The following is a 25,827-nucleotide window of genomic DNA, read 5'->3' on the forward strand; positions in this document are numbered from 1 at the left end:
AATGGATAGAAACGCACTGGGCATCTTACGCCAATACGACCTCAGACATACCGATACGCGAGAAAACATCCTGAATGGTTTTCTACAAAAAACAACTGCACTATCTCACAGCGACATAGAAGTTTATCTAAACGATGGTTTTGACAGAGTAACCATATATAGAACACTAAAGACTTTCTTGGACAAAGGCATCATCCACAAAATTTTGGATGATAATGGCGGTGTAAAATACGCACTTTGCAAAGACCAATGTGCCTCTGGCCATCACCACCACGACCACGTACATTTCAAATGTTCGGAATGTAACGAAACCTTCTGTTTAGAAAAATTTCTGATTCCAGAAATTATTCTTCCCGCAGGTTACCAAAGAAAAGATATCAATGTTTTGGTGCAAGGAACTTGCCCAAAATGCAATTAAAAACAACAAAATGTATCAAATAAAAGAAGCGAAGTTTAATAAAAGTGCTGCGAAAGTAGAGCATTGTCCACAAGACGACCTACCCGAAATAGCATTTATAGGTAGGTCAAATGTAGGAAAATCCTCTTTGCTCAATATGCTCACTGGCGTAAAAAATCTTGCTAAAACGTCCTCAACGCCTGGCAAAACTCAGTTAATTAATCATTTTTTGATAGACAATAAATGGCATTTGGTAGATTTACCCGGATATGGTTATGCAAAAGTACCTGTTTCTGAAAAAGCTAAATGGGAGAAAATGACTTGGGACTATTTACTCCAAAGAACCAACTTGCTTTATGTTTTTGTACTGCTCGACATCCGACTTTCACCACAAAAAAAAGATTTAGAATTTATACAAAAATTGGGTGAAAACGGAGTTCCTCTAAAATTGGTTTTTACAAAAGCTGATAAAGTGAAAACTATGGAAGGACAAAAGAACATTACGGATTTTATGGGGGCTCTTTCGGAAACTTGGCAAATATTACCAGAGTATTTTATAAGTTCAGCGGAAAGAAAAACAGGTAAAACAGAGATATTGGGATTAATAGAAGAGATAATCTTCCCTAATTATTAATTTATTTTAATTTATATTTGCATAAAACTTTATAAATCATCGGGATGGCAACAGAATATTTGGGAATTGACGTTGGTGGGACAAATGTTAAAATGGGCATTGTAAATGCCGAATCAGGCAATATAACGAACTTTTATAGTCATGACACTGGCTCTTGGAGAGCGACTGGTCATTTTGTAGACAACTTAGGTGATGCTATTGCTGTTCAACTTAAAGAAAACCCCGAAGTTAAAAAAATAGGTATTGGTGTACCTGGCCTTATCTCAAGAGATCGGTCTACTTTGATGGAAATCACTGCTATACCCGAAACTGATGGAACGCCGATTATTCCTCTATTGAAAAAAAGATTCCCAGAGCATGATTTTTTCTTAGAAAATGACGCCAATGCAGCGGCCCTTGGCGAATACTATTTTGGGGAAGAAAAACTACCGGAAGACTATATATTTGTAACACTCGGTACGGGTGTAGGCGGTGCAGCCATTATAGACAAATTGGTATTTAAAGGAGGCGGTGGAAACGCCATGGAACCCGGCCATATGCCATCAGCCAATGGCAAAGTTTTAGAAAGAAACATAGGCAAAAACGAGCTTTTGGACTTGGCAAACAAAATGAGAGGCGAGTTCAAAGGAGAGACAAGACTACCGAGCGATGGTTCTATTTCTACAACAGGATTGGTAGCTGCTGCATCAGATGGTGACGTTCTTGCTCTTCAAATATTTGATGTAGTGGGCACATTATTAGGCGACGGTTTAGTATCCATGATAAGAATCCTCGACATCACCACTATTCTTATTGGTGGTGGCCTATCGGCTTCGTTTGATTATATTATGCCTGCCGTAAATCGTCAATTAAAATATTGGTTGACACCCTATTATATGAAAACATTAGACATAAAAAGAGCCACTTTGGCAAACGATGCTGGCTTATTAGGTGCTGCCAGTTTGTGTTTCTAAAAAAATAAAATATTCTCAAAACGCCTCATTTTTAAACATTTGAGGCGTTTTTTTATTAATTTCATTTCTCATAATCGAAGACCTTGGCCCGAAACCCGCATCCTATTTATTCGCACGAATTTTTCATGGCAAAAGCCTTGGACTTGGCCATGGATGCGTATGAGAATGACGAAGTACCTGTGGGTGCCATAGTAGTAGCCGAAGGCAAGACAATAATTGGAAAAGGAGTAAACCAAACAGAACAACTGCACGATGTAACAGCCCACGCTGAAATATTAGCTATAACTGCAGCCTCTAACTTTTTAGGTGCAAAATATCTCAAAAACTGCACACTCTATGTAACCCTTGAGCCCTGTGTAATGTGTGCTGGGGCCTTAGCTTGGTCACAAATTGACCGAGTGATTTTTGGGGCTTATGACAAGAAAAAAGGTTTTACACTCATTCAACAGCCCATATTACATCCAAAAACCGATGTCCTTGGAGGCATACTTCAATCTGAGTCTGAGGAAATGTTAAAAAGTTTTTTTAAAAAACTAAGAAACTGAGCCTTTGTGACATTTATCATTTGAATAACCTCATTTTTCATTGATTTTTGTAAGAAAAAACAAATGACTTTAGCTTATATTATTGCCGCAGTGGTCATTCTTCATTTTGTGGTTGGAATAGTCTATTTGATTTATAAAATCAATACCGCTAAACCTAATGAAAATTTGAAAGAAGAGATAAAATAAAATTCTATCCAAAATCTATTAAATTTCAACATATTTTTCATATTGAGGTTTCGATTTTTGAGCGATATCAGGAAATTTTATTATAAAAATTATCGATAAACCTCCACATTTCAGGTCGTATCGAAATTTACTTTCTCAAAATCAAATTGATTTTGAGAAACTAATTACATCACGAAAGTAAAAAACAACCCAGCTCTTCACTTTTTTTTCTTCCCTTTCGAACACATTTTAAAAAACTGATGTTTATCATTTATAGATCGAAAAATAAGTTTAAAGAAATACAATTATGGCTTTTACATTAGCACCCCTTCCTTACGCCAATGATGCATTGGAACCACATTTTGACGCCATGACAATGGAAATTCACCATGACCGTCACCACAATGCTTATGTTACAAATCTTAATGCAGCTATAGCTGGTACGGATTTGGAAAACAAAACAATCGAAGAAATTTTGGCAAATATAAGTAAAGCATCACCAGCTGTTAGAAATAACGGAGGCGGGCATTATAACCACGATTTATTCTGGAATATACTTGCCCCTCAAGGCGTGGGTGGTAATCTTTCAGGTCCGTTAAAAGAAGCTATCATTGCGGCTTTCGGTGGAGTTGATGAGTTTAAAGCGGCATTTAAAACAGCTGCAACAACAAGATTTGGCTCAGGATGGGCATGGTTAATAGCCAAAGAGGATGGTTCTGTTGCAGTATGTTCTACACCAAACCAAGACAATCCATTGATGGATTTGGCTGAAGTAAAAGGTACACCATTGTTGGGTCTTGATGTTTGGGAGCACGCATACTATTTGAAGTTCCAAAACAAACGTCCTGATTATGTAGATACATTTTGGACATTGGTAAACTGGAACGCCGTTGAAGAGAGATATGCAGCAGCAATAAAATAAAATTTAGATGTTTAAAGTTTGAAGGAGGGTAGACGATTGTCTGCCCTTTTTTTTGTGTTTGCCTTTTTCAAAAAAAAATCTAAAAAATTTTGAATTATAAATTTCATAGCTACATTTGCGACATGAAATTATCAAACAGCATAGCAAACAAAGGTTGGTGGCGTTCTTCTCTTTTGAGTTGAGCAACATTCCGCTATGTGGTTTTTTACATAATTACGGCTTGCTGTTCAAAACGGCAAGCCGTTTTTTGTTGTGGCTTCGGCTACGCTCAGCCACCAAAGTGTCGACTCGGCTCAGCCAGCAAAGTGTCGGCTCTGCGGAGTCATAAATGCCCAACAAAATGACTAATATTTTAATGAATTATTAAATAAAAAAGAATTACCTCCGATGACTAAGTGAAGTAAGAGGTTAACAATAAGAAAAAAAGCATTATGAAATTTAATATTACCACAAGAAGCAAAAGACTATTAGCAGACACACTAACACCGGTTAGTATTTTTCTAAGAATAAGAGAGCAGTTTCCACTTTCAGTTATTTTGGAAAGTGCTGATTATCATGCCATGCACAATAGTTTCAGCTATATCGCTTGCGACCCGATTGCCTCATTTATTCTCGATAACGATGAAGTTATTCAAAACTTTCCTGATGGAAGTTCGGAAAAATTTAAACTGGCTTCAAGAAAAGATGCCGTGAATGCCCTCCAAGCATTTGCGAGTCGATTTACCCCCTCAGAAAACGAACATTCTTTTATATCCAACGGACTTTTTGGACATATCACTTACGACTCAGTTGAATATTTTGAAGATATTGAAATCCAAGAAAAAAGCTCTGAGACTGCCATTCCTCAGATACTTTATAGAGTCTATCGATATGTGATAGCAGTCAACCATTTCAAAGACGAGCTTTTTATGTTTGAGCACGCATATGCCAAAGAGGGCGAAGAATTGAAATTTAAGGAAGATGGTTTAGATACGTTGGAGTTTTATGTAAAAAACCCAAAAAGAACCTCAAGTAGTTTCTCCAAAAAAGGCGAAGAACAAACCAATATCAACGATGCCGATATGGTTAAAATAATCGAAAAATGTATTAAACACTGTTTGCGTGGCGATGTGTTTCAGATTGTTCCATCTCGAAGGTTTTCACAAGAATACACGGGTGACGACTTCAATGTTTACAGGGCATTGCGTAGCATAAATCCTTCACCATACCTTTTTTATTTTGATGGTGGCGATTATCACATTTTTGGATCAAGCCCTGAAAAACAGATATTTATAAAAGATGGACAAGCTGAAATCCATCCAATAGCAGGTACTTTCAGACGAACCGGGGACGATGCCAAAGATGCCGAATTGGCACGACAATTACATGCTGATCCCAAAGAATCTGCAGAACATGTGATGTTGGTAGATCTTGCTAGGAACGACCTTTCACGGAGCTCCGACCATGTGCAGGTAGATATTTTCAAGGAAGTACAATTCTATAGTCATGTGATTCATTTGGTTTCGAAAGTTACTGGACACATGACTGAAGGAACAAATCCACTGCAATTAGTGGCCGATACTTTCCCTGCAGGAACACTATCAGGTTCGCCCAAACACATGGCCATGAGCTTGATAAACCAAATGGAACCTACCAACCGCAGTATTTATGGCGGAGCGATTGGATTTATGGATTTCAAAGGTAATTTTAACCATGCCATAGCCATTCGCACTTTTTTAAGCAAAAACAACACATTGTATTTTCAAGCAGGCATGGGCGTGGTAGCAAAATCAGTCATAGAAACCGAAATGGCTGAGATTCACTTAAAGTTGGGAGCCTTGAGAAAAGCTATTGAAATGGCAGGTGAAATTTGATAATAAATTAAAAATACTAATGGCGTGTTAAATTAAACTAGCCAGTTAATTATTTCAAAAAAACTAATAAAATGAACCCTTTACTCAAAAAACTGAATTTTAAAGAGCATAGAAGTATGGTAGTACTGAATGCTCCACATGATCTAGACGCTATGTGGGAAGAGTTTAAAACGCACATTGATGTGAAAAAATCACTTGGGGAAACCAAAGTAGATTTTGCCTTGATTTTCTGTACCAAACTAGATGAAGTCATTAAATTTGGAACAATGGTTGATGCCAAAATGGAAGATAATGGTCTTTTCTGGTTTGTTTATCCCAAAGGCAGCTCCAAGAAATATAAATGCGAGTTTAATAGAGATAATGGTTGGCAATCAATGGGTGGCTTGGGCTACGAACCCGTAAGAATGGTGGCTTTGGACGAAGATTGGAGTGCCTTGAGATTTAAAAAAGCAGAAAACATAAAAACCATGACAAGAGGTGTAGAATGGAGAATGTCTGAAGAGGGAAAGAAGAAATAAAAATGAAAACAATGAAAATATTAGTATTAGACAATTACGATTCTTTTGTGTACAACTTGGTTTATATCCTCAAAGATTTGGGTGGAGATGTAGATGTAATCAGAAATGACAAAATAGCTTTAGAAGACGTAAAAAAATATGACAAAATCTTACTTTCTCCTGGTCCGGGAATTCCTGAAGAAGCTGGAATAATGATGGAATTGTTGGCCGAATATAAAACTACCAAAAGCATATTTGGTGTGTGCCTTGGTCATCAAGCCATTGGAGAGGCATTTGGGTCAAAACTGCATAACATGGATGATGTTTTACATGGTGTAACCACCCAATGTATCGTAAAAGACGAAAACGAGCTACTTTTCAAAGGATTACCCAAGTCGTTTGAAGTTTGCCGTTATCATTCTTGGACTGTCATCCCCGAAACCATGCCAGACGACCTAAAAATTACGGCTGTCGACGAAAAAGGGTACGTTTTAGGCGAAGCTCACCAAAAATATGACATTCGTGGTGTACAATTTCATCCAGAGGCATATTTGACAGAACATGGCGTAAAAATGGTAAAAAACTGGCTGAAAGGCTAATGTATTACTACTCGAGATTTCCAAAGCCCGAAACCTAGTATAAAGTTTCCAATTGAAATCAATGAAAAAGAAACAATAAAGTTTTTGTCAACATTATGATTAAAAATATTAAAACCTCCAAAAATATCATGTAGTGACAACAATATTATTCCCATTTGAATATAATTTACACCGCTATATTTTTTGAAATAAAAAATATAGCTAAAAAACAAAGCTTGCACAACTGAATCAATAATTATTAAGAATGAACTTGAAATGTCTAAATTTGCATCATTATATACAAAGTATCCAATAGAAAATGACAAAAGTTGAGGGCCAAGAATTTTAAAGAAATCCACGGGATTATTGAACATATATTCCTTTACGAAATTTCGAAATATTAGGATCAATGCAATCTTAGAAAAAAGATAAAAAGCAATACCTTGTTTAAGAAAAGTAAGATCCTCGTAAAATACGATTAAGGACTCGCCAATAGTGATTAGTACAAAGTAGGATAGAACATTAACACGATAGTGAAAGTAATGTGCCTTAAAAAAGGGATATGCGAGAATACAATTTGCACCAATTAAAAATGATAATTGTAACTTTGAATCGAAAAAAATTTGAAAATAAATTTTAGCTAAACACAATAGCAAATACAGTGACAATAAAATAACTCCTTCGTATATATTGCGTTCAGGGCAAACTGTTTTTATTGTTTCCAATGCTATATAGAATTTTAATAATTCTAAAGTACTAAATAAACTATTAAATGCTCCATAAAGAATTCTTAATTACAAACTGTTGCAATTCAAGTCTTTAATAGCATCATTCGCTTCTTTCACTTCAGCAACTGTAAGTGAAGGGCAATCTTTGAGATAATTAGAAGCAGCACTTTTAAAAGCTTCACATTTACTTTTACTGGTAAAATCAGTAAAAAAGGCGGTTGTAGCTGCTGTAAATTTTTCGGCTGATTTTTCGCAACCAGCCAGAGGATCAACAAGTTTTGATCCACAAGAAGTCATTAAAACGGTTATTGATAACAAGCTTAGTACTTTTTTCATGCTTTTGATTTTTTTTCAAATTTAGTTCTTGATGACTATTTAAATAGGATAAAAACCATATTATTAAGTAGAATTTTATTTTGTGGTTTTGTGATAGAAAAAATTTCAAAGCTCTGATTAGGTTATATTTGTGCTTAATATTAAAATAGAATGTCATTGTTCGGATTTCTAAAGAAAAAACCAGCGTCTGTTGTAAAAACTTCCTCGGAAAAGCTTGAAAATTTGCTTTCTGCCAAGATTCCTATTGTTGCTGTTTCCTACATTATGAGCTTATGGAAAGACCACCCGTTCAACTTTTCTATCACGAAATCAAGAAAATCTTGTTTGGGCAATTACCGTTTAAAGGACGGCCAACACTTCATAACTGTCAATGGTGATTCCAACACTTATTCATTTTTAGTGACCTTGGTTCATGAAATTGCTCATCAGCACGTAGCTCTAAAAATGCGATTATTTAGAAGAAAACCAGCTCCACATGGAGTGGAATGGAAAACTACTTTTTCTAGCCTAATGCAACCATTGCTCACAGAAGCCGTATTTCCAGAAGAAATCCTTAAAGTGCTTAAAAAACATATGGTAAATCCAGCAGCCTCCTCTACAAGAGATCCGTTGTTGGTAAAAGTTTTGGGCATTTTCAATGAAAAAGAAAATGCTGATGGCCCAATATTGTCAGAAATACCAACTGGCAAAATTTTTGTTTTCAATAACAAAAAATATCGAAAGATAGAAAATAGGAAAACCAGAACGCTTGTTGAGTGTACTTCATCCAAAAAAAAATACACCATTGCTTCTTATGCTCCAATCCAAATAATCGATTAATTCTAATACCAATTTCACCTTGATTACGTTCTATTCTTGCCGTTTTACAAACCATTTATGAGATTATTATTTTGCTTCTTCATGATTATCAGCATTGGGCTTCACGGCCAAAAATCTGTTCTATCAGAAGGCGAATGGATAAAAGTAAGTGCCAGAAAGTCAGGAGTATACAAGATAGACTATACATTCCTTAAGAAAAACGCTTCGAACTTTAAAACCATAGACCCACAAAAAATAAGGGTATTTGTTGGGAATATAAAAAGTTTACCCCAAAATAACTCCAGTGAAAGAACCAAAGATTTGAGACAAATTCCGGTAATGGCAAATGATCTGAATAGAAAGTTAGACATTAATGATCAAATACTTTTTTACGCAGAATCTCCACATGAAGAATTCTTTGATTCGTTGTCTTCGAGAATCAGACATAAACTAAATGCCTACTCAGATGAGAACTTTTATTTTATAAACATTGGAAAAGAAGATGCTATAAAAATAGAAACGCTGCCCACAACACAATCAAATTCTTCTCCTATTCAGGTACTAACCTATTTTACCTACGAAGAAAAAGAACGTAAAAACCTACTTTCATCAGGCAGGAATTGGTTCGGTGACTTTTTCTATAACAATTACTCGTTAAATTTAACTAATCCAGATGCTCAATCAGACATACGACTGAACATGAGCGTATTGGGCATGGGAAGAAGCGACCAAACACTGAATCTGAAAATTGGAGACGAAAGTATAACAAATCTCACATTGCCAAAGTCCTTTTACAATTCTGCAGATAATTATGCGAGGTACAACAGAGTTTCGAACCATACAGATTTCGAACTTAACATTCCAAAATCAAAAGCCAACGCTAATCTAGAACTAAGTTTAAGCACGGCTGGCTCAGCTAATGCTGGGGCTTATATGGATTATTATGAAATCCAATATGAACGAAATATCACCTATAATCCCAGTGCAGCAATAAAATATTGGTCTTTAAAAAATTCAAGAGAAACCACATTTCGTTTAAATCGAATGGATAAAAACACGGAGGTTTGGTTGGTGGACAACGCTTTTCAACCTTCCAGATTTAGCCTAAAAAATGACGGAACGTTTGGAGAGGATTTAAATGATAGTGAAACAAAACAGATAATTGTATTTGATAAAGAAAGTGTTGAAACACCAACATTTATAGAGAAAGTGGCAAACCAAAGCATTATTGACCACAATACGCCAAATTTACTGGTTGTGTACCCTGAAAAGTTTAGGGCAGAGGCAGAACGGCTAATGATTTTTAAAAAACAAACACAAAATATTGATGTGTTAGGATTTAGTACCAAAGAGATCTACAATGAATTCAGTTCTGGTAAATTAGACCCTACAGCTATTCGTGATTTTTGCAGGCATTTTTGGTTAAAAGACAAGGCAAAGCTCAAGCACTTACTGTTGATAGGCGACGCTACTTTTGACTATAAAAATAACAACGAGATTGGCTATGTGGACACTAAAAACTTTGTGCCAACCTACCAATCCAGAGAGTCTTTAGAACCCATTTACAGTTTTTCTTCTGATGACTACTTTGGGTTTCTTGAAGATCATGAAGGAGATTGGTCGGAGGGGTTTAGTCAGAAAAATATTTGGATAAGCAACCGAGACAATGACCACACCATGGATATAGCTGTGGGTAGGCTTCCGGCTAAAACATTATTTGAAGCCAAAGGTCTCATTAGCAAAATCATCAATTATCAAAATGCTGAAATAAAAAACGGCGATTGGAAAACAAAGATTGCCTATGTGGCCGACAACAGAGATTATAACATTCATCAGCAAGATGCAGAATCCCTTAGTCAATTGTCAAAATCGGCTTATGGTGGTTTTCAACTTGAGAAAATTTACTTGGATCAATTTCCGATTAGCACAAACAATACAGCTCCAAAAGCCACCGAGGCTATTGATAATGTGCTGAAGAATGGCTCATTTTTAGTAAATTATAACGGACATGGTTCAGAAGATGGTTGGGCAAACGAAAAATTACTAACCATTGCGGACATTCAAAATTTTAGAAATCCAACCAAACTTCCCATCTTTTTTACAGCAACTTGTCAATTCGGAAAATTTGACAATCCCGCTTTGGTTTCAGGTGCTGAGCTTGCTTTGCTAAATCCAAGTGGCGGATGTATAGCCCTGCTTACTACCACTAGACCGGTGTATTCTAGCACAAACGAACGAATAAACAGTGCTTTTTATAACAACATATCGAATGCAAAAACCTTGGGTGAGCTTTTTGTTTTGACCAAAAATCAATCTATTGAAGGCGAAATAAATCGAAACTTTAGTCTATTAGGAGACCCCAGCCAGCTACTTCCAGAATTTAAAAACCATGTAGAACTGCTCAAAATCAATGACAAACAGCCAAATGGCCAAGTATTGAAAGCCTTAGAAAAAATTCAAGTTGTGGGCAAAACCGAAAAAAAAATTACAGGTAAAATTAAAGTCACAGTTTATGACAAACCTACTCAAGACGTTACTTTAGGAACTTTTGGTGATGGCCCGAAATTCAGCTATTATTCATCAGAGAAAAAACTTTTCGAGGGTTTGTATGCAATAAACCATGGGGAATTTATGGCTCAAATTATTTTACCTAAAGACCAGGCTTTTGGATCTGGCAAAGGACTAATGACTTTTTATGCCATAAACGAAGACTCTACTGAAAACATTTACGGATATTTTGATGATTTTATGCTTTCCCATCTAACCAAACCGGAAAGTGAAGACAATACCGGCCCTGAAGTTAAAATAAGTCAAAACTCAAACGAACTTATTAATTTTGAAATTTTTGATGAAAATGGAATAAATATATCAGACTTTGATGCCAACCACAAAATGCAGATTGTGTTGGATGATACACTCATTATAGTCGCAAATGAACTTTATACGCCATCTCAAAGTGCATATCAAGGTTTTGTGAATTTCTACGTAGGGAATCTAACTTCTGGGAAGCACAAACTGAAATTTATTGTTTACGACAGCTATAATAATAAGACAGAAAAGTCGTTTGAATTTAACATTGAAAAACCAGAGTTTGCTATAGTAAATTACCTAAACTATCCCAATCCGTTTTCCAACTATACCAATCTCATTTTTAAACACAATAGACTTGGTAATGATATTTTAGCACACCTGATGGTTTATGATATTTTTGGGAAAACTATTGTTGATTATCAAAAATCTTGTAAAAATTGTGAAGAAAAAATTGAATTTGGACTGGATTTTGAGGGTAAAGCTGATATACCAAGCCAACTATATTATAAAATAAATCTGTTGTCTGTCTCTGAAAATGAAACTACACAGAGCTCTGGCAGATTAATCTTTTGGAAATGACAATAATAATTCATTATTTTGAACACTTTTTTAATGAAAATTAGGAATAAAAAATTCTTGAATAACTCATATATGAACAAAAATTCGCTTTTAGGAATCTTCTCCTTAATGATGATTTCTACTGCTATCCATGCCCAATCACAACCAAAAAATTACCAAGTTGTTACCACCGCTGTACCTTTTCTTACACTAACTCCCGACTCAAAATCGGCTTCAATGGGCGATGCAGGCGTAGCTTCGGCTCCTGATGCCAACGCCATGTATTGGAATACCTCAAAGCTGGCTTTCATTGAAAATAAGTTTGGTGCTAGTTTTTCTTATGCACCGTGGCTCAGAGATATCGTTCAAGACATGGGCTTGATGAGTGCGAATGGTTACTACAAAGTAAGTGATAAGCAAACAATAGGAGCAGGAATTACTTATTTTGACCAAGGAGATATTCAATTTACCAACACCTTTGGTGATAATCTTGAAAAATTCCATTCAAAAGAATTCAGTTTAGCCTTAGGAATTGCCCAGAAATTAAACTCAGATTTTTCTATGGGTCTTAATCTTAAGTTTATCAATTCCAATTTGGTAGGAAATACCGTTATAAATGGTCAGGCAGGAAAGCCTGGCAGAACTGGTGCAATAGATCTGGGTTTTTACTATAACAAAACTCGACCAACCGATAAAAACTCTGATAAGCCTAAGAAAACGGATGTGGATTATGGCTTAGTCCTTCAAAACCTCGGTGGAAAGGTGAATTACGGTTTTGGTGAATATTTTATTCCTGCAAATATAAAATTTGGCACTAAAATATCACACAAACCAGATGATTTAAATACTTTCACGTTTTTGATAGACTTGAACAAATTGTTGGTACCTACTCCAATAGCCAATACACCTATCAGCAGCAAGAGTATTTTCTCTACGATGTTTTCTTCATGGAGCGATGCTCCTGGTGGTTTTCAAGAGGAAATTCGTGAAGTAATGGGTTCATTAGGAGCAGAATATTCTTATGCAGATTTAATAGCCTTAAGAACTGGTTATTTTTATGAATCTGGAAGTAAGGGAGCAAGACAATATTTTACTACAGGATTTGGAATAACGTTGAAAGATATTTACAAATTAGACATGGCATATCTTATCCCAACCAAAGCTGGAAATCCATTGGCCAACACATGGAGGATTTCATTAAACATCGGCATTCCGACCAAAAACTTAAAATCTCAAGAGCTTAAAGGAGACGAAGAAGAATAAAAAGCTATAAAAATTGTTAAGAAAGCCCGAAATCGGGCTTTTTGTATTTATAAAAAACCAAAGTAAATGGACTATTTTGAACTTTCGCTAAGTGTTGAACCTGATTTTTCAGAAATTCTAATGGCTGAACTTGCCGAAATCGGTTTTGACTCATTTATAGAAACCGACGAAGGTCTTCAGGCATATGTTCTCGAAAGTGAATTTCAAGAACGCAGCCTAAAAGCACTGATGGAAAATTATGCTGACAAAACTCCTCTAAGCTACAGTCTTAAAAAAATAGAAAAGCAAAACTGGAACAAAGAATGGGAGTCCAATTTTTCGCCGATTGAGGTTTTAAACAAAGTTTATATCAGAGCTACTTTTCACGAACCTGCAGCCGAGAAATTTGACCATGAGATAATTATAACACCCAAAATGTCATTTGGAACTGGCCACCACGAGACCACTTCGCAGATGATGGAGTTACAGCTAGAAATTGACCATAATCAAAAATCGGTACTTGATGTAGGAACAGGAACAGGTATTTTAGCCATTCTAGCCGCCAAACTTGGGGCTACCAAAATCCATTCCTTTGACATAGATGAATGGTCGGTAGAAAACACTATAGAAAATATTCAACTCAATGACACTGATTTGATAACCATAGAACTTGGCACCATTGATAGTCAAAAAACTGAAGTTTACGATATCGTTTTGGCCAACATCAATAGAAATATTCTTTTGGAAGAAATTCCCAAATATGCAACCTTCACCAGAGACTATCTACTTTTAAGTGGCTTCTATGAGCACGACATAACCGACATTCAGCAAAAGGCTGAAGACAATGGATTGAAAAAAATAAAACATATAAGTAAGAATAACTGGGCAGCGGTCGTTTTTAAAAAACATTGAGCGTAAATACTATGCAGTATAAGTCATTATTTGTTTTAATCATTGCTATATCTGTATTCTTTTCGAAAGTTCAAGCCCAAGTTCTAACTTTGGCCAATGAGCCTGAACAGTTTATAGTAGATTTTCAAAAACAAATGGAAAAGCAGCTTGGATCCTATGCCAAGGCTCCCATGGGCGATTTTTCGGTTTTTTATAAAAATACGCTAGACGCCAAGGCCAGAACAGAAACTGTAAGCCTAATACAGTTTTTGACAAAAAAAGGCATAAAACCTCTTGAACTATTGACTGCGGTCAATATTCTGCAAGCCTATCACAAATCCGGAATCGATGTGAATACTTTAGGCACTTTTACCAGCTATTTGAGAAAGACTTTTGAGCCTCAGAGTCAAAAAAACATCAACGAGGTAATACTTCAGTTAAATAATTTCTTTAAAAATGGTAATGTCTATACCTCGGCTTTTAATAAAGTGAGGGTAGTCAACGGACAATATAAATTTGCTTTTTTTGACAAAAAACAAGATTACTTTAATCCTACACTTGCTGTTGCTGCTGACCCTAACCCTAAAGAAGCCAAAGAAGAAGATATTGGATGGGGTGAAAACGAAAAAGTAGAAGAATATGACCCATGGAACGACCCAAAACTAAATGTTAATCCTGAAATAACTTTAGAAAACGAAGTGATTGTTAAAATTCCCAAAATAGAAGGAATCCACATAGTTTTTGAAAATTCAGATTTGGTTTTGCTCAGCCCTTCCGATTCAATTGTAATTAACAAAACGTCAGGAGCTTATGAATTTACAAATGGGGTATTTGTGGGTCAGAGTGGCGAAATTGGTTGGTTGGCTGCAAACGAAAACGCCAAAGCTATTTTGGATAAATTCTACTTGAAGTCACAAAATGGTAAACTCCTAGCTGACAAAGTAAAAATGGAGCACCAAAATGTTCTAAAAAAACAAATTGAAGGAGTATTGGAAATAAAGCTGGAAAAAAGACAGAAAAATGAAATTTCATCTTACCCAAGATTTAAGTCATATCACAATGACGCCGATTTGGTCTTGAAAATCCCTAGTTATGAATATAAAGGAGGGTATACACTAGTAGGATCAAGAATAACTACTTCATCTGCTTTTGATAACTATACCAAACTTATAGCAAACAAAAATCAGAAAAACACTTTTGTGGTAATCGGCAGGAACTTAACTATTACTGACTCATTAATTACTTCCGATAAAGTCAGTTTTGTTACAAAATTTGGAAACGACTCGGTTTCTCATCCTGCATTGAGAATGGAGTACGATTTGAAAAATAACCATTTACAGCTCAACAAATTACAGAAAAGCGGTTTCCGGACAAGCATGTATTCTGATACTTTCCACCAGGTGGATATTCGATGTGATGCCATGTCATGGGATTTGGCTGGAGGAAAAATGGACTTTTACATTGTTTCAGGAAAAACCGAAATACCTGCCCTTTTTGAATCCTTCAATTATTATAACCCCGAACGTGTCAGAGCCCTGAGTACTGCCTCAGGCTTTAATCCTTTAATAGCTGCAGGAAATCTATATGCAAGAAAAAAAGTAAACGCTTTCACCATTGAAGAAATGATAAACATCACCAAAAAGGAGCGTTTTCAAGTAAGCAACGGCATGTTGATAGGCCACCAGATGGGTTTTTTTGATTATGATCCCTACAAAAATATATATTCTTTGAGCAGAAAAGGTCAGCATTATTTCTTGTCGTTCAATGGCAAAACTGACTTTGACGATTTGGTACTTTCCTCTTTAGCCTCAGGCAATGGCTCTGGCAATGCTTCTATAAATTTGGAATCAAAGGCATTGGATATTAAAGGGGCACAAGACTTCAAATTAAGCGATTCACTCGGTATAAGTTTCGTTCCAACGGATCAAAGCATGAAAATCGTAGGCAATAAAGTGTTTCGATTTAATGGAAAAATTATCGTTAAAAACTTCAAATTTTATGGCGACTTTGAGGTGGAGTATGAAAACTTTCTGGTGAAACTAAAAAGAATTGACTCAATTACCTTTATACCCTTGGAGAGTTTCAAAAAAGGCGGCAAAAATGAGATTGGGGCACATTTTGCTTTTGGACAAACAGGAACTTTGTATCTCAATAGCCCTGACAATAAATCAGGTAGAAAAAAATTGGCCGAATATCCTAAACTAAATATTCCCGGAGGACTGACCGTAACTTTTAACGAAAACGGAAGATTACAGAAATATGAAGATAATGTAGTTTTCAAGGCCAGCAGCATAAATATCGATAGCTTAAATGCCGTCAATCCAGTTTTTGCTGGCACATTTACACCTGGAAATATATTCAAATCTATCCCTGAAAACTTGGTGGTATTACCCGATAGTACCATGGGAATTGTTCATAAAGCCAAGATTCCCTACAAATTATATGGCACAGAAAGCACCATAAAAGCAGAAGCAGAGATTGTTCTAAACAAAAGAGGCATGAAAACCTCAGGTGAAATCACGCACCTTGCAGGCAAACTAAAAGCCACAGAGGTGAAGTTTTTTGGTGACTATCTCAACGCCAAAGGAGAATCAGGAAAAATAATAGAAACTACCAATGCGACCTCTTATTTTCCTGAAGTAGCTATTTCAGAATTTCAAATGTTTTGGAGTCCGTCACTGGATAGTATGATTGTAAATTCAGCAAAAGGTTTCAACTTCTATGCGGGTTCGTCAATACTCAAAGGAGACATTATTTTAAAGAAAAATGGACTTTTTGGAAATGGAGTTTTGGATAGAATCGATTCTGATACTAAGTCTGAAAATTTCAAATTCAACAAATCTGGCTATTTGGCCAACAAAGCTACCTTCAATGTCAAATCTGCAGAAACGGGTGGAAAACCCGTATTCTCAGGTAAAAAAGTGGGCGTAGATTTCAATATTGTAAAATCAATAGTCAATATTGCTTCGCAAAACAGCGATTTCAGTGATGCCCAAGCTTCAGTTTTAGAATTCCCCTATTCGTCTTACAATACCACGATTGATAAAGCTATTTGGAATATAAAAGACAAAAAAATCACCATGGAAGGTGTATTGGAGAACTCAATATTCGCCTCCACACTTACCTCACAATATGGTCTTAAATTTAACGGAACTGCTGCCGTTTATGACATAGCAAATCTCAACCTTAAAATCTCTGGCGTCAATGAAATACACTCAGCAGATGCGGCCATCATACCCAATAAAGGACTTGTTGCAGTTAAAAAAGACGGAATGCTAGAAGATTTCACCAATGCAAAAATCATTGCTGATACACTCAATAGATATCACAATTTGACAAAAGCCACGGTAAAAATAAATTCAAGAATATCATTTGCTGGAAATGCAGATTACCAATTTGTCAATGTAAGTGCCGATACTTTTAATATCAAATTGGGCAATTTTGAATTTGCTGAACTCGCTGCCGACGGCTCATTATTGAGTTCAAAGGCCTCAAATAAGCTCTCGACGATAGCCAGAGCCAAAGTTTCTGAAAAAGATGGGGTCTATTTATCTCCAAAAATGCTTTATAAAGGAGAAATAACGATGTTGGCCCCATTTAAAAATCTATCATTGAATGGCCAAGTATTACCCGACTTGAAAAAATACCCAATGCTGGGTGGATCTTGGATTAACTATAGCGGCAATAAATCAGAGGCGATTAGCATCAATGTAGATGAAACACTTAAAGACGGCGGAAAACCACTTCATGTAGGGTTACACCTAAAAAGCAACGCCCAAATGGACGCCATTTATCCCACATTTTTATCTTCTAAAAAATCGGAAGATGACCTTGACGTAATGGCCGTTACAGGGATTTTCAAAAGAGACGAACCAAACAAGAAATTTGTGGTGAGTTTGGCGGATGTGAATGCAATTGGCAATAAATATGAGTTTTATGATGAAAAAGGCATAATAGCTTTAGAAGGTAAATTTAACCTTCTGGGGTTACCTTCGAAAATATTTGAAACAGTGGGTATAGCCAATGTTTCGATGGATTCTATGAAATATCAGTTTTCTACGATGATGAAATTTGACTTTCCACTTTCAATACCGACTACACAAAAATTGGGTGGAAATATCGTAAAAGCCAATCTTGACGCAGGAAACAGTGATCCAGCCATAGAACCAGAATCGCCCTATTTCCTTTCAAAACTTGCTCAATATATAGGATTCAAAGACGCCGAAGGCTATAAAAACAAAAGTTTAAAAGAACATCTTCCTTTGTTTAAAGAATCTACAAAGTTCTTAAGTTCAATTGTGCTTTCAGATGTAAATCTCAAATGGAACCCAATAAGCAATGCCTATTATAGTATTGGGAAAATCGGAATCTCAAATATTGGAGATGTAGATATCAACGCCATGACCGAAGGCTATGTAGAAATAGCAAAAAGCCCACAAACAGGTGACGAAATCCATTTATTTTTTGAAATATCACCGGCTAGCTGGTACTATTTTGTATATAGAAATGGCAGTATGGGCATAGTTTCTACCGATGAGGATATAAACAAAATTCTCAACGCTCCTTCGGCTGGAGGAAAAGAAAAGAAATCAGACGTTCAGTTTATGGATACTGCAGAAGCAGTAAAGTTTAGAAGACGTTTCTTACAAGTCTACAGAGGAATCAAAGAATCAGAGGTAGCCAAAAAGCCTTCAGAAAAAGCAAAACTTCCAAACGCACCAGCAACAAAAACTCCTACAAAAAAAGAAGAAGAAAAAGAGGGTTTCTAAGATTTGTCACAGTTTGTTATTTATAAAAATACAACTACTAATTTGGTATTTGTGTGTATACACATGACAAATACCTAGTATTTTCAAATCAAACACATTCATTCAAATACAAATTAGTCATAAAAATAATACAAGATTCTTCAAAATATAACGAAGTGTAAATTTTTATCAATTTTCATATAATTTATGAAAAAATGACAAAAATAGGTTTGCAAAAACTGTTTTTACATGAATTTTTTGTCACTATTTAATAAAATAGGTTTAAAAATAGTGATTTTTAAAGAAATGAATACTGAATACATTTGACTATTTTCTTAAAATTTTCTCAAAATATTGAACAAAACAGATTTTTATTTTTATTATTTCAATATTATTTAAAATTAGTAATCTTTTTATTTAAAATAATTTTTTAAATAAATTTCACCACATTAATATTGGTACATAAATATTAAAAAATTACAATATTTATAATTCTTCAAGTATTCATTTCCGACCGCAGAAGGTGAATATTTTAAAGGTTTCTTTTTTGGACACGACTTTATATAAGCGGTTTTCTAAGGCTCAATTGAGTCAGTACAACGACAATAAATTTATTAAGATTTAAAAATGGCGAAATCAAAATGATTTGGCCGATTAAAGACTTTGCCACCGAAGCTTAGCTTATCTAACACTGAGCGGTCGGAGTTTTGCATTCGCTATGGCGATGGTGGCATTTATTATCTAAACTGTTAACCAATGAAAAAGATGAAGAGAATTCTACGATTAAGTTTTATCCTTCTTTTCGCTCCAGTGCTGCTGATGGCACAAGAAAAAAAGGTCACGGGCATCGTCAGCTCAGTGTCTGATGGCATTCTACCTGGCGTATCCGTATTAGTAAAAGGCACCAGCCAAGGTACCGTAACAGACGCTCAAGGCAAGTTCTCTGTAACATTGACAAACCCCGATGCTGTTTTGGTTTTTAGTGCGATAGGTTTTACACCTATGGAAGTGGCAGTAAAATCGAAAACTACCCTCGACATTATGATGGAAACAGATTCTAAACTTCTAAACGAGGTAGTCGTTACTGCACTGGGTATTTCGAGAGAAAAAAAGTCGTTGGGCTTTTCACAACAAGAGGTGAAAGGCGAAAGTCTGACAGAATCGAGATCTACTAACGTAGCCAATGCCCTCTCAGGCAAAGTGGCAGGTGTGAGAATAAGTGCAAATGGAGGCCCAGGAAGTGGCTCAACTATCCAAATCAGAGGTTCTTCTTCGGTTTCAGGCAATAACCAGCCCCTAATAGTAGTAGATGGAGTGCCTTTGCAACAAGATCAAAACAAGCAATTTGGTGGAGGAATTTCAGAAATTAACCCTGACAATATAAAGGAAGTATCGGTATTAAAAGGACCTAATGCAGCTGCATTGTATGGTTCAAGAGCGGCAAACGGCGTAATCTTGATTACTACCAAAAACGGTGCAGGAACAAAAGGCCTAGGTATAGAATTCAATACAAACTATACCATGGAAAGACCGCTAGTAAAGCCTGATTTTCAGGACATTTACGGTGGTGGTAATGGATATAGGACTTGGTACTCAGATGGTTGGAGTGGCGTAATAGCACCAGATGCTTACAGCCAATACGCCGCGGCTTATGGCTCAGTTTCGCCTGGTAAAACCACCGGAACTGATGGAACAGACGAAAGCTGGGGTGCACCGATGGACGGACGCTTGGTTAGACAATGGTGGACAGGAAAAGATGTTGCTCCACTGACACCACAACCAAACAACTGGGATGAGTTCTGGGATACAGGTACCTCTGCTACCAATTCGATAGCCCTATCAGGTGGAAACGACAAAGGGAGTTTCAGAATGAGTTATTCAAACCTTACCCAAAAAGGAATAGCGGCATTCAATGGTTTCAATAGAAATAACTTCAAATTGAATTCAGCCTATACTATCAACAAATTTTTATCAGTAAATACATCAGGAGAATACATCAAATCAGGAGGAAATAGAACATTTACTGGCGGAGATCAATTTATTTGGTCGCACAGACACGTTTCTTGGGATCAGTTAGCTAATTGGAGAGATTACACTGGCGTACATATTCAGAGAGCAGTTGCTGGTAAACTTCCTGATACTGATCCACCAAACTGGCAACATACATTCTTCACTAACCCATTCTATTTGAACGAGTTACTGCCTAACATCAATGACAAAGATAGAATTTTGGGTAATATTTCATTGAGCATAAAAATCAATGAACACCTCAAGGCTTTGGTAAGAACGGGTACTGACATGTGGACAGATACCCGAACAAACATCGTAAACTTTGAAAGAGTTAGAAACGGAAACAAAACGCCGGGAAGATATTCAGAAGAAGTGTTGAGAAGTCAAGAAACCAATCATGATTTCCTTTTGACATACGATAGAATGTTTGGTAAAAACTTCTCTTTGGTAGCTTCGGCAGGTGGAGCTCAGAGAACCAATTTCTACAAAAGAAACTTTACGAACGTAGCAGAATTGGTAGTGGATGGCGTTTATAACCTTGGAAACTCTAACCCAAGCCAAAACACTGTAGCGAGTACAATCACTGAATCTGAAGTTCAGAGTGTTTATGCTTCTTCGCAGTTTGGATACAAAAATGCTTTGTTCCTAGATGTAACGGCACGTAACGATTGGTCAAGCACTTTACCTTCTATTGACAGATCATATTTTTATCCTTCGGTATCAGGAAGTGCTGTTCTTACAGATTTGCTTTCTATCTCGAATCCAATTTTGTCTTATGGAAAAGTGAGAGCTTCTTGGGCACAAGTAGGAAATGACGCCGATCCTTATCAGCTAGCACAAACATTCAGAGCAGCTGGATCATGGAACGGTAGTGTTCCGCAGTATTTCGAAAATCTTACGATTTCAAACTCCACGCTTAAACCTGAAATAACGACAGGAATTGAATTTGGTTTAGATTTGAAATTCTTAAAAAACAGATTATCACTAGATGCAACTTACTATGACCAAACCACTAAAAACCAAATACTTGGTGTAGAAATATCAAAAGCCAGTGGATATGACAAGCGTATTTTGAATGCTGGTAAAATATCTAACAAAGGAGTAGAAATCTCACTTTCAGGCTCACCTTTGAGTGCAAGCAGCAAACTGAAATGGGAGATTGGCCTAAACTATGCAAGAAACAGAAACTTGGTAGAAGAACTTGCAGAAGGCTTAGACACTTACACTTTACAAGAAAGAAGAGGACTAATTTCAATAGCCAAAGTTGGCCAACCTTATGGTACTTTGTTCGGAATCGGATTTGTTCATTCTCCTGATGGTCAGGTTGTTTACAGCAACGGCTTACCAGTTGTAGACAATACACCAAAAATATTGGGTAATGTACAACCTAAATGGACTGGAGGTTTGAGCAACTCATTCACTTACAAAAGATTTGTATTAAGTGCATTGCTAGATGCCAAAGTAGGTGGCGATTTGTTTGACGAAGGAACAGGTACAGCAAGATGGACTGGCCAATATGAAGAAACAGCAATTGGTAGAGAAGAAGGGGTAATAGGTACAGGTGTGATGAACATTGGAACCGCCGAAAACCCAAGCTACGTAGCCAACGATGTTGTAGTAGCTGCCAACCAATTGTACGGTTTCAATAACCCAAGAAGATACCATGAAGCATCTATTTACGATGGTACTTATGTGAAATTGAGAGAGATGTCATTTGGCTATAAAATTCCTGAGAGACTTTCTCAAAAACTTAAAATCCAAAGTGCTAAATTCTCAATTGTGGGAAGAAACCTAGCCATTCTTTTCAAAAACACTCCTCATATCGACCCAGAAGTGGATAGATTCGGAGGTAACTCACAAGGATTTGCATATGGCGAATTGCCGAATTCTAGAAGCTTAGGTTTCAATCTAAATCTTGGTTTTTAATCAATTAAAATTTCAGAATTATGAAAAATAAAAGTTTGATATTCCTGGGCGTGTTTTGCTTGAGTATTTTCTCTTGCACCGATGGTTTCGACGAAATGAACACCGACCCCAACAACCCAACAAACATCAGCCCACAGTATTTATTGCCCTTTGCTATCGAAAGAACAGTGGATCGTTACTGGGGTGGCAATGCCCGTTTTGAAAGATTAAATATTGACGGAGCTATGCTTTGGGTACAGCAGTTATCTCGCAATATTTACTCCAACGAAGGTGACAATTACGGTATAACGCCTACTTTTTACAACAATACTTGGAAGTCTTTCTACACAGACGGACTTGTAAATTTCCAAAGAATTGTTGAGCAGTCTAAAGCAGACGGAAATCTTCCAAACACCAATTATGAAGGCATAGCATTGGTAATGCGTTCATGGACGTTTTCACTTTTGACAGATCTTTACGGACCAATTCCTTATAAAGAAGCCATAAAAGGTTCGGCTTCTGAGCCTGTCTACAATCCTTCTTTTGATAGCATGGATGTGGTTTACTCTGGCCTTTTGGCGGACTTGAAAGAGGCGAATGAAAAGTTAAAAGTAGGTGGACCAGCTGTTTCAGGAGATATCCTATACAATGGAGACATTTTAAAATGGAAGAAATTTGCAAATTCATTGAGAGTAAGATTGGCCAATAGGCAAGCCGCCAAAAAATCAGCTGAATCTAAAGCAGTTTTAGCAGAAATTCTTGGAAATGCCTCTACTTACCCAATTTTCACTTCTAATGATGACAATGCGGTTTTAAAAAACACGGATTCTCGTCCCTCAAACAACGAATTCAACGAGGTAATGATTGTAGGTGGAAGAACAGACTGGAACTTAAGCAAGACTATCGTAGATAAACTATTGGCTCTGAAAGATACGAGATTAGCCGTATTCGGTACCCCTGTTAAAGGTATTTACGAAGGAATTCCAAACGGTTTGCCAGATGCTATCGCCACCACTTATTTGAGTTCTGCGGCTACTTTGGGCAACTATTTTACCAAAGCAAGTGCTCCAAGTGTATTGATGACTTTCAGCGAACTTCAATTAGACTTAGCAGAGGCAGCTATCGATGGAGACATAACTGGTAGTGCAGATGAATACTTCAAAAAAGGTATCAACGCATCATTTACTCAGTTTGGAGCTACCATTCCTGCCGATTATTTCACGACGGTTGGAGTGGTGAGCAAAGAAAAAATATTAGATCAAAAATGGATTGCATTGTTTGGACAAGGCGTAGAGGCTTGGACAGAATATCGAAGAACTGGCTATCCAGTGTTGCCGGCCAAAGACCCAAGAGCTGTGTTTGAAAACAACGGTATAATTCCAACGCGTTTGCCTTATCCTACTACTGAATACTCATTGAACAAAACCAAACTAGATGCAGGTATAAGTTTGATTGGTAAAGATGATATGCAAGCAAAACTTTGGTGGTCAGAAAAATAAAACATAAAAAATCATGAAGAAATTAATAAATATATTCGTAATAGCACTTTTGGGAGCGGGTTTCGCTTCATGTGAAAAAGCTGATCCATTTGTGGCCAGAGTCGTATCGCCAGTACTTTTATTGGTGCAAGGCAGCGACGGAGTACTTTCAAACGGAATGACAACCGAACCAACGGTACCTTCATTAATAGCTGCAGACGCAAGTGTTGCTCTAAAAGTTTTAGAATTGGACAAATCCGGAATTCTTGACTACAAAGTTGGCATAGATTCTTTGCCAGTTTCAGGAGTAAAAATCACTTTTAAACTTCGTACAGGTGCTGTATTAAAGGAAGTCTCCACTGACACCAAAGGTGTTGCTACTTTGAGCACTACGTGGGCATCTTTAGGCATAACTGCTCCTAAAGCAGGGTCATCAGTTAAACTAACAGCAACTGGGATTTATAAGGACGTCACTTTTTCTAAATATTTCATAATAAGCGGTAAATAATAAACTTTAAATAACAAAACAATGATGAACAGACGTAATTTATTAAAAAATGGATTGTTAACTTTGGGTGGATTGGGCATAGCTCCACACCTTATGCAAGGTGCATTTGCAGCCACAACTTTGAAGGTAGACGCCAAAAATAGACTTATCTATAGCCCTTTTATGCGTGAGCATTTTCTTGATGAATCTCTTACCCCTCCTATAATAAAAGCCAAACTAAATGCCAACGAAAACCCTTACGGACCTCCTATGAGTGCTCAAAATGCCATAAAGGAGTCCGTGGCGGGTGGCAACCGTTATGCTTGGAAAGAAATGTCAGACTTGGTTTCGAAAATCTCTAAAAAAGAAGGTGTTCCTGTGGATCACATCATGATGGGACCTGGCTCTTCGGATTTATTAGAAAAAGTAGCCATTGTGCTATTTATGAATGGAGGAAACATCGTTTCTGCTGACCCAACTTACATGTCACTTATCAGAGTGGCGGAGTCAGTAGGAGCTACATGGAAAGCCGTACCATGTAAAAAAGACTGGTCACATGACCTCAAAGCCATGGAGGCGGCAATAGACAAAGATACCAAGTTGGTTTATATCTGTAACCCAAATAACCCAACGGGTAGTCTGACTTCAGGAAAAGAATTGATCGATTTCTGTTCACGAGTATCTGAAAAAGTGCCGATCTTCATAGACGAAGCTTACTTAGAATTAGCTGCTGGTCAAACAGAGTCAATGGTTTCATTGTTGAGCCAAAAGAAAAACGTAATCATCGCTCGTACTTTCTCAAAAGTTATGGGCATGGCAGGTATCAGAGTAGGTTACGTTGCAGCTTTACCAAGTTTCTTGGACTCTATCAACAAAATTACTAGAGGTGGAATGGGGATTTCATTGACATCTATTTTAGGTGCAACTGCTGCCATTGACGACAAAGAATTCCAAGACATGAGTATCAAACTCAATGCCGAAGCTAAGGAATATGTTTACGGTGAGCTTACCAAAATGGGCTATACATACATACCATCTTATACCAATTTCATTCTTTTCCCAATAAAAATGAACGGAAAAGAAATGCTTAAAAAGATGGCAGATAAAGGTGTAGGTGTACGTTCGTTTGACATCCAAAACCAAACCTACTGTAGAGTAAGTATTGGCACAATGGAGGAAATGAAGATGTTCACCAAAGGATTTGCTGAATTGAGTTAACCCTATCTTATAAAATAAATATTCGAGCTGTGACTTTTGTTGCAGCTCGATTTTTCAACAACACTCTTAAGAC

At 36.7% G+C, this 25,827-nt stretch carries 19 protein-coding genes; 18 read left to right on the plus strand and 1 reads right to left on the minus strand.

Features of this window, described 5'->3' with window-relative positions:
• Position 1 precedes the first annotated feature (1 nt).
• From EGI24_RS18515 to EGI24_RS18555, 9 genes are all read left to right on the plus strand, one after another.
• Positions 2-418, plus strand: coding sequence for a Fur family transcriptional regulator (locus tag EGI24_RS18515; RefSeq protein WP_255050052.1), 417 nt, complete (start codon positions 2-4; stop codon positions 416-418).
• Positions 419-428: 10 nt separating this feature from the next.
• Complete coding sequence (gene yihA, locus EGI24_RS18520; protein WP_255050053.1) at positions 429-1,031, plus strand: ribosome biogenesis GTP-binding protein YihA/YsxC; 603 nt, start codon at positions 429-431, stop codon at positions 1,029-1,031.
• 44 nt (positions 1,032-1,075) lie between these two features.
• A complete protein-coding gene (locus EGI24_RS18525) occupies positions 1,076-1,984 on the plus strand; it encodes an ROK family protein (protein ID WP_255050054.1) in 909 nt (302 codons plus the stop codon).
• A gap of 104 nt (positions 1,985-2,088) precedes the next feature.
• On the plus strand, positions 2,089-2,529 hold the full coding sequence (locus EGI24_RS18530; protein ID WP_255050154.1) for a nucleoside deaminase: 441 nt from the start codon (positions 2,089-2,091) through the stop codon (positions 2,527-2,529).
• A 63-nt stretch (positions 2,530-2,592) separates the two neighbouring features.
• Positions 2,593-2,715: a hypothetical protein gene (locus EGI24_RS18535; RefSeq protein ID WP_255050055.1), complete on the plus strand. Its 123-nt coding sequence runs from the start codon at positions 2,593-2,595 to the stop codon at positions 2,713-2,715.
• Positions 2,716-3,001: 286 nt separating this feature from the next.
• On the plus strand, positions 3,002-3,616 hold the full coding sequence (locus EGI24_RS18540; RefSeq protein ID WP_255050056.1) for a superoxide dismutase: 615 nt from the start codon (positions 3,002-3,004) through the stop codon (positions 3,614-3,616).
• A gap of 431 nt (positions 3,617-4,047) precedes the next feature.
• On the plus strand, positions 4,048-5,469 hold the full coding sequence (locus tag EGI24_RS18545) for an anthranilate synthase component I family protein (protein ID WP_255050057.1): 1,422 nt from the start codon (positions 4,048-4,050) through the stop codon (positions 5,467-5,469).
• Between the two features lie 71 nt (positions 5,470-5,540).
• Positions 5,541-5,987 (plus strand): hypothetical protein, encoded by a 447-nt coding sequence (locus EGI24_RS18550; protein ID WP_255050058.1) that lies wholly within the window; start codon positions 5,541-5,543, stop codon positions 5,985-5,987.
• A gap of 11 nt (positions 5,988-5,998) precedes the next feature.
• Positions 5,999-6,565, plus strand: a complete 567-nt coding sequence (locus tag EGI24_RS18555) for an aminodeoxychorismate/anthranilate synthase component II (protein WP_255050059.1) — start codon at positions 5,999-6,001, stop codon at positions 6,563-6,565.
• A 773-nt stretch (positions 6,566-7,338) separates the two neighbouring features.
• Here the strand turns inward: EGI24_RS18555 and EGI24_RS18560 are convergent.
• Entirely contained in the window at positions 7,339-7,608 is a 270-nt protein-coding gene (locus EGI24_RS18560) for a hypothetical protein (RefSeq protein ID WP_255050060.1), read from the minus strand.
• 150 nt (positions 7,609-7,758) lie between these two features.
• On the opposite strand from EGI24_RS18560, the gene EGI24_RS18565 reads away from it, so the two are divergent.
• The 9 genes from EGI24_RS18565 to EGI24_RS18605 all read left to right on the plus strand — a co-directional run bounded on the left by EGI24_RS18565 (position 7,759) and on the right by EGI24_RS18605 (position 25,754).
• Positions 7,759-8,427: a SprT-like domain-containing protein gene (locus tag EGI24_RS18565; RefSeq protein WP_255050061.1), complete on the plus strand. Its 669-nt coding sequence runs from the start codon at positions 7,759-7,761 to the stop codon at positions 8,425-8,427.
• 57 nt (positions 8,428-8,484) lie between these two features.
• The gene (gene porU / locus EGI24_RS18570) at positions 8,485-11,796 is read left to right on the plus strand and encodes a type IX secretion system sortase PorU (protein WP_255050063.1); all 3,312 of its coding nucleotides are present in this window, start codon (positions 8,485-8,487) and stop codon (positions 11,794-11,796) included.
• 72 nt (positions 11,797-11,868) lie between these two features.
• Entirely contained in the window at positions 11,869-13,038 is a 1,170-nt protein-coding gene (porV, locus tag EGI24_RS18575; RefSeq protein ID WP_255050064.1) for a type IX secretion system outer membrane channel protein PorV, read from the plus strand.
• Positions 13,039-13,104: 66 nt separating this feature from the next.
• Complete coding sequence (prmA, locus tag EGI24_RS18580) at positions 13,105-13,929, plus strand: 50S ribosomal protein L11 methyltransferase (RefSeq protein ID WP_255050065.1); 825 nt, start codon at positions 13,105-13,107, stop codon at positions 13,927-13,929.
• Positions 13,926-18,677, plus strand: a complete 4,752-nt coding sequence (locus EGI24_RS18585) for a hypothetical protein (protein ID WP_255050066.1) — start codon at positions 13,926-13,928, stop codon at positions 18,675-18,677. The genes prmA and EGI24_RS18585 overlap by 4 nt, the downstream gene beginning before the upstream one ends.
• Positions 18,678-19,421: 744 nt before the next feature.
• On the plus strand, positions 19,422-22,592 hold the full coding sequence (locus EGI24_RS18590; protein ID WP_255050067.1) for a SusC/RagA family TonB-linked outer membrane protein: 3,171 nt from the start codon (positions 19,422-19,424) through the stop codon (positions 22,590-22,592).
• Positions 22,593-22,612: 20 nt separating this feature from the next.
• Positions 22,613-24,070, plus strand: a complete 1,458-nt coding sequence (locus EGI24_RS18595; protein WP_255050068.1) for a SusD/RagB family nutrient-binding outer membrane lipoprotein — start codon at positions 22,613-22,615, stop codon at positions 24,068-24,070.
• A 13-nt stretch (positions 24,071-24,083) separates the two neighbouring features.
• A complete protein-coding gene (locus tag EGI24_RS18600) occupies positions 24,084-24,557 on the plus strand; it encodes a hypothetical protein (RefSeq protein WP_255050069.1) in 474 nt (157 codons plus the stop codon).
• 21 nt (positions 24,558-24,578) lie between these two features.
• Positions 24,579-25,754, plus strand: a complete 1,176-nt coding sequence (locus EGI24_RS18605) for a histidinol-phosphate transaminase (RefSeq protein WP_255050070.1) — start codon at positions 24,579-24,581, stop codon at positions 25,752-25,754.
• Positions 25,755-25,827 lie beyond the last annotated feature (73 nt).

Source organism: Lacihabitans sp. CS3-21, from assembly GCF_024343675.1.
Lineage (GTDB): Bacteria > Bacteroidota > Bacteroidia > Cytophagales > Spirosomataceae > Leadbetterella.

Coding starts and splice junctions, on each gene's coding strand:
- EGI24_RS18515 (WP_255050052.1), top strand. CDS start 2: ATGGATAGAAACGCACTGGGCATCTTACGCCAATACGACCTCAGACAT.
- EGI24_RS18590 (WP_255050067.1), top strand. CDS start 19,422: ATGAAGAGAATTCTACGATTAAGTTTTATCCTTCTTTTCGCTCCAGTG.
- porV (WP_255050064.1), top strand. CDS start 11,869: ATGAACAAAAATTCGCTTTTAGGAATCTTCTCCTTAATGATGATTTCT.
- EGI24_RS18605 (WP_255050070.1), top strand. CDS start 24,579: ATGATGAACAGACGTAATTTATTAAAAAATGGATTGTTAACTTTGGGT.
- EGI24_RS18550 (WP_255050058.1), top strand. CDS start 5,541: ATGAACCCTTTACTCAAAAAACTGAATTTTAAAGAGCATAGAAGTATG.
- EGI24_RS18560 (WP_255050060.1), bottom strand. CDS start 7,608: ATGAAAAAAGTACTAAGCTTGTTATCAATAACCGTTTTAATGACTTCT.
- EGI24_RS18555 (WP_255050059.1), top strand. CDS start 5,999: ATGAAAATATTAGTATTAGACAATTACGATTCTTTTGTGTACAACTTG.
- EGI24_RS18595 (WP_255050068.1), top strand. CDS start 22,613: ATGAAAAATAAAAGTTTGATATTCCTGGGCGTGTTTTGCTTGAGTATT.
- yihA (WP_255050053.1), top strand. CDS start 429: ATGTATCAAATAAAAGAAGCGAAGTTTAATAAAAGTGCTGCGAAAGTA.
- EGI24_RS18545 (WP_255050057.1), top strand. CDS start 4,048: ATGAAATTTAATATTACCACAAGAAGCAAAAGACTATTAGCAGACACA.
- EGI24_RS18565 (WP_255050061.1), top strand. CDS start 7,759: ATGTCATTGTTCGGATTTCTAAAGAAAAAACCAGCGTCTGTTGTAAAA.
- EGI24_RS18600 (WP_255050069.1), top strand. CDS start 24,084: ATGAAGAAATTAATAAATATATTCGTAATAGCACTTTTGGGAGCGGGT.
- prmA (WP_255050065.1), top strand. CDS start 13,105: ATGGACTATTTTGAACTTTCGCTAAGTGTTGAACCTGATTTTTCAGAA.
- EGI24_RS18535 (WP_255050055.1), top strand. CDS start 2,593: ATGACTTTAGCTTATATTATTGCCGCAGTGGTCATTCTTCATTTTGTG.
- EGI24_RS18525 (WP_255050054.1), top strand. CDS start 1,076: ATGGCAACAGAATATTTGGGAATTGACGTTGGTGGGACAAATGTTAAA.
- EGI24_RS18540 (WP_255050056.1), top strand. CDS start 3,002: ATGGCTTTTACATTAGCACCCCTTCCTTACGCCAATGATGCATTGGAA.
- porU (WP_255050063.1), top strand. CDS start 8,485: ATGAGATTATTATTTTGCTTCTTCATGATTATCAGCATTGGGCTTCAC.